4 protein-coding genes and 1 pseudogene are annotated in these 5,202 nt (G+C 51.2%); 2 read left to right on the top strand and 3 right to left on the bottom strand.

The window, feature by feature from the left end:
- Nucleotides 1-218: 218 nt before the first annotated feature.
- Entirely contained in the window at nucleotides 219-1,427 is a 1,209-nt protein-coding gene (locus QP891_RS11535; protein WP_284783776.1) for an IS110 family RNA-guided transposase, read from the bottom strand.
- 202 nt (nucleotides 1,428-1,629) lie between these two features.
- On the opposite strand from QP891_RS11535, the pseudogene QP891_RS11530 reads away from it, so the two are divergent.
- A pseudogene (locus QP891_RS11530) lies at nucleotides 1,630-2,974 on the top strand (IS256 family transposase).
- Here the strand turns inward: QP891_RS11530 and QP891_RS11920 are convergent.
- Both QP891_RS11920 and QP891_RS11525 read right to left on the bottom strand, forming a co-directional pair.
- Entirely contained in the window at nucleotides 2,925-3,533 is a 609-nt protein-coding gene (locus QP891_RS11920; RefSeq protein WP_349837184.1) for an ATP-grasp domain-containing protein, read from the bottom strand. The pseudogene QP891_RS11530 and the gene QP891_RS11920 overlap by 50 nt on opposite strands.
- 279 nt (nucleotides 3,534-3,812) lie before the next feature.
- Entirely contained in the window at nucleotides 3,813-4,724 is a 912-nt protein-coding gene (locus QP891_RS11525) for a DMT family transporter (protein ID WP_234457548.1), read from the bottom strand.
- Between the two features lie 316 nt (nucleotides 4,725-5,040).
- On the opposite strand from QP891_RS11525, the gene QP891_RS11915 reads away from it, so the two are divergent.
- Nucleotides 5,041-5,202: transposase (locus QP891_RS11915; protein WP_350309190.1), on the top strand; the 162-nt coding region annotated here is incomplete at its 3' end.

The following is a 5,202-nucleotide window of genomic DNA, read 5'->3' as shown; positions in this document are numbered from 1 at the left end:
ACATAACCTGCCCCGGCATGGGGGCAGAGTTACGAATCCTGGGTGACCTCAAGCGGAACTGATAACAACGTAATGGGTGTTCCTATATAGTTTGTCAACCTCGCGGGTGGATTAGCCGGGGTTGATTTTTCAGCCGGGGTTGTTTGGCCGTGTTGTTTTCGGGCATGACAGCTAGCCGACTGGGATTTTACCCGGTCGGCTGTCTTTGCTCTTAGTGTCTAGGCTGCTAGGTCTTCCTGTAATGGTGCGGGATCGTGGTAGCACTCGTGGTTGCGCATCATGGCGTAGAGGACGGTGAGTCGTCTGCGGGCTAGTGCTACGACTGCGGCGTTATGTCTCTTGCCTTCACGGCGCTTTCGTTCATAGAATTGCCGGGAACGCTCGTGGAATCTGATGGATGCAAAAGATGATTGCCATAGGGCGTTCTTTAATTTTTTATTGCCGGCTCGGTTCAGTGAGTTCGACATGATCGAGGTTCCGGATTGATTCGTTCGGGGCGATAAACCAGCGTAAGAGGCTAGGTGCCCAACTGACGGAAAGTCGGACATGTCGTCTGCGGTCATGAGAATTTGTGCTGCCGTCTTTGGTCCGATTCCCGGCATGGATAGCAGGATTTGAGTGTGGGGGATGTCGTTGATGAGCCTGATGACTTCCTGCTCGATTTGTTGGCGGTGCTCGAGCTTTAAAAGCGCGTCCTTCGCCGACATTGCTACGCCCATTTCGGCATAGTGTGCACCTGCAATAGTGACTGTTTGCTCAGAGATAGCAGCGAATATGGCATCGAGGACAGGTTCGGGGTTGCGTGCCTTATATCGTCGAGCCAAGGCAGCTGCCTTGGCCTTACCTAAGCGTTTTATCTTGGTGGGCCCGCCGTAGCGTGCAAGTAGGTGTAGAACCCACTTGCGGTGGATTATCTGACCGCGAAGGGCTTGTTCGAATTGCGGGTAGCAGCCTACTAGCGCACTTCGAATCTGGTTGATGAGCCTGGTGTAGGAGCGTGCTAGGTCTTCGTCGATACCGTTGAGGACCTTCAATTGGAGGAAGGCTTCTTGGACGCGGTCGACGCTGCGGAGGGATTCCGGAAGGTTCTTTGCAGCGTGGGCGATGATATAGGCGTCCCGGATATCAGTTTTGGCATTACCAGCGTGGATGCGTGAGAGTTGACGCATAGCCAAACCAGGAAGGTAGCGCACGTCGATTCCGATATCTTGAGCAACCGCGACAGTTAGTCGACCAATGTTATTTGGCTGGTCTACGACGACAAGGACCTTGTGGTCGTGTGCGCTGAACGTTGAAAAGAGTGTGCGCAGGGATTTTTCGTTTTGGTTGATGCGCTTAGATAGCACCTGGGCGCCGTCGATATCTAAGACGCAGGCGTGGTGGAAGTATTTGCCAACATCCATGCCGATGACATAGTCGTAGGTCATGCCAGACCTCCTAGCGAGTTGAATGAGTATGGGACTTATTTCATCTCTGGTGGTCGGACATACTTCACGCTGGCATCCACATTACTTTGAGACCTCGCACATTCTGTGCGGGTCAGGTTCCTATTAGCAGTCTGGAGTATGTCACGAGAGTGTCTAATGGTTTGTGTGTAGGTTCCCAACCTGCATAAGGAGATAAGCCAGAATGACTAGTGTGGCACGACGAGATCCGGCTGATAAGGCCAAGATTGATGCGATTGAAAAGAAGCTTCTTGCTAACCCTGAAATCGCGAAACTTATTGATGAGCTAGGCACGTCCACCACGGATGCTAATGACCTGGTTCGCGGTATGTTGCAAGCTTCAATTACCCGCGGGCTGAACGCGGAAATGGATACTCACCTGGGCTATGCATCCGGTGATAGAGCAGCTAAAGCTAGTGCTGGAACGGATAATTATCGCAATGGGACGTATCCGAAAACCGTAGATTCTAATTACGGTCCAGTAAGCATTGATGTTCCACGAGATAGAAACGGCACGTTTTTCTCCTACGATGGTGCCCAAAGGCTCGAGGAGATTGACCGACGTTGATGACATGATTGTCAGCTTGTATGCTGGTGGGATGACCATTCGGGATATCCAGCATCACATGGCTACTGCCCTGCGGGTAGATATTTCTCATGAAACAATCTCTGCAGTAACTGATGCCGTCGGCGATGAGGTTATGGTCTGGCAAAACCGCCAGCTAGATGAGTTCTACCCCGTTATCTTCCTGGATGCGTTACGCATTAAAGTCCGCGATGGTGGCCGAGTGGTCAACAAATCCGCGTACATGGCAATTGGTGTGGATCTTGACGGTATTAAGCACATTTTGGGCCTATGGATTGCCAAAGAAGAAGGCGCTTCATTTTGGGCGCAGGTATGTGCCAATCTTTCTAACCGTGGGGTCAAAGACGTCTTTATTGTCTGCTGTGACGGGCTGAAAGGCTTGCCAGAAGCAGTAGAGGCAACGTGGTCGAACTCTATGGTGCAAACCTGTATCGTGCACCTGATTCGCGCAGCTAATCGATGGGTAGCCTACGGGGATCGCCGAGGCGTATCGGCCGCGTTGAAAAAGATTTACACCGCTGCAGACGAATCCACAGCTCAGGTTGCTTTAGACGAATTTGAAGCCTCTGAATTAGGAGAAAAGTATCCCCGCTCAGTCAAGGTCTGGCGGGATGCTTGGGCGCGTTTCGTACCGTTTCTGCAGTTCCCGCCAGCAGCCAGGAAGGTAATCTATACGACGAATTCGATTGAATCATTCAACAATGAACTGCGTAAAGCTACCCGCAACAGGGTGCAGTTCACCAACGATGAATCAGCGCTGAAAACGCTGTGGTTGATGATCTGCAATATTGAAGACAGACGAGCTGCCAAGAGGGCGAAGCAGGGCAAACGGGCCTCAGCGACAGCCGGCAGACTCGTGGAAGGAGCACGAGTATCCGGCTGGAAACAAGCCATCAACCAAATGGCCGTGGCCTTTCCCGACCGCTTCGACAAATACCTATAGTCCGACCCCACACACAAACAACTTGACACGCTCTACAGCGACCGTTGTATTCAATAAGTACCCACTGCCCCTTAGACCACCTCAGTTCCACGTGGGAGGCTCCGAAGTTTACTTCCAGAGCGTCAAGGAGCGATAAGGTATATTCCACGGCACCGGAATAGTGGTTGTCCTCCGGTCCTACTGTGATAGCTGAATATATGTGGGGAGCTCCAGATTCCTCCGTAAGTCCGTATCGGAAAACTTCGGTCACAATATGACGCCCTTCGGCTGTCACCGTGTTCACAAAATATTGAGGTCCGTCTACGTACTCCTGAAGAACCACGGAGGGTGATTTTTCTCCTAGCAAAGTCGTAGAATTTTGAATGGTAGTAATCGCCTGAAGAGTCTCGGGTTCTGTTTTGCAGAAATAGACATGGTCACTGCCCCCGCTTCCCACAGGCTTGACAACACAATCCTTGACCAGGGACGGGTCTAGATAAAGGCTGTCTTGTGCAGAAGCGGAGGATAGGGTAACAGACCTTGGGGCACGCAGTCCATATTGGTGAGCAACTTCAATCATTCCTTGCTTATGGCGACGGTGCCAGATCTTCTCTCTACCGTTATGCGGTAGTCCTAACTCAGCTGAAACCCACTCAGCTATGGATACTCCTGATTCGCTTCCCGGCACAACAAGGTCAAATTTTTCTTGGCTACATTCCCGGAGTAGGGCCAGGGCCCATGGATCGGAAATGCTCCCGTCTTCGTTAGCTGAGATGGCATACGGCGGGTTAGCAGTAGCAACCTCTACGTCCCTTTTTGGCGCAGGGTTGCCACCAGATCGGCGCCACTTGAAGAATCATCAACTACTAATATTTTCATTTTTCCGTGTTCCCCACATTGCTTGACTTATGGTTATTGCCACAATGAGCATCAACAAAGTTAACTGAATTGGTTCGACTTGAGAGCCCAATGCCACCTCGGTAGCCATCACCACGGCCGGAAGGGCCGCGATGATCAGTGCCGAGATGAAAGGCGGCGCTAAGGTAATTCCCCACTGCAAGAGCAGGATAGGAAAAGTAATGCACATCACCGATAGCAGGACGATTGACAGGGTAGAGCCTCGAAGCATCTCCGCTTCCACGGAAAAGAAAGCCACGAGACCGCTAATAATCCAAGCTAAGTGAAACCTCACTGCTGCAATCGTGAGAACGCTGTTCCCTTGTTCAGTAGCCCAGCGCGAGGAGTAAAGCACTCCTACCGCAGAAATTCCTGCGCCTACAGCTAGAGCGAAACCCAGATAAGACTGGGGTGAACTGCTTCCCGTTCCTAGGAAGAAAAAACATAGAGCCAGAACCACTACTGCAGTTGTTGACACCAATGAACTGCTGAGCCTTCTGGCCGACCAAGTCATTATTACTGCGACAATAAAAGGGCCGACTCCTGTTTCGATGACACTTGCTGCAGTGGACTGCATCAAAGTAGTGGAAACATAGAATAAGCAGAAAGCGCCCGCAGTAAACAGATTGAGGCTTGCTGCAGTTATCATTTTCATGGGGGGATGCGGTGTTTCCGTAGCTCGGTATTTTCTACGATAAAACGCTAAATAGACCACTGTGGAGATAATCGCCGCGATAAGAAACGCTGAAAACGTAGTAAAAGTAGATAGCTCTGGGTCTACTTGGGCTCCGACTATCGCAGTGCCGATTCCTTGCCATAGGACAGCTAGGGCTACGATAACCGCCCCTACACCTGGTTTATTGGACTGGATCATAAAACCTTACCCTCAAAATCCGTAAAGTTAACTTAATAGGTGCTGTTGCAAAGTTGGGCGGAGAGCAGCGAAGACTCAGTTTCTCATTCCCTGATGGCCGCTGCGTGTGGGCGTTGTTAGGCCATCTCGAAGATGAAGTGCCCCGAGTTTTGTTCCTAGGCATTTGCCTTGATTTCTATTATTCCCTGTTGCGGGGTCTTCTTCCAAAATTCGGTTTCCACCTCGGCTGGGGTTGGTCTGGGCTGGATTAAATAGACCATGTGGTTTGATCGTGTCTTCCGTGACAGCCCCTTGTTGGGCGGGAAGACTGATAATCATGAAGAAGTTTTCAAAACACACTCCTGAGCAGATCGTGGCCAAGCTTGATAAAGCCCGATCCATGAAGGCCTCGGGTAGTACCGTAGCCGAAGTCTGCCGCGACCTCGGTGTTAGCGAGGCAACCTACCGTCGCTGGGTCAAGCAGTACGGCGAGATGTCC

Origin of the sequence: Corynebacterium sp. MSK310, assembly GCF_030227355.1 — a bacterium.
Taxonomy (GTDB): Bacteria; Actinomycetota; Actinomycetes; order Mycobacteriales; family Mycobacteriaceae; genus Corynebacterium; species Corynebacterium rhinophilum.
This window is presented reverse-complemented; position numbering and strand designations above follow the sequence as displayed.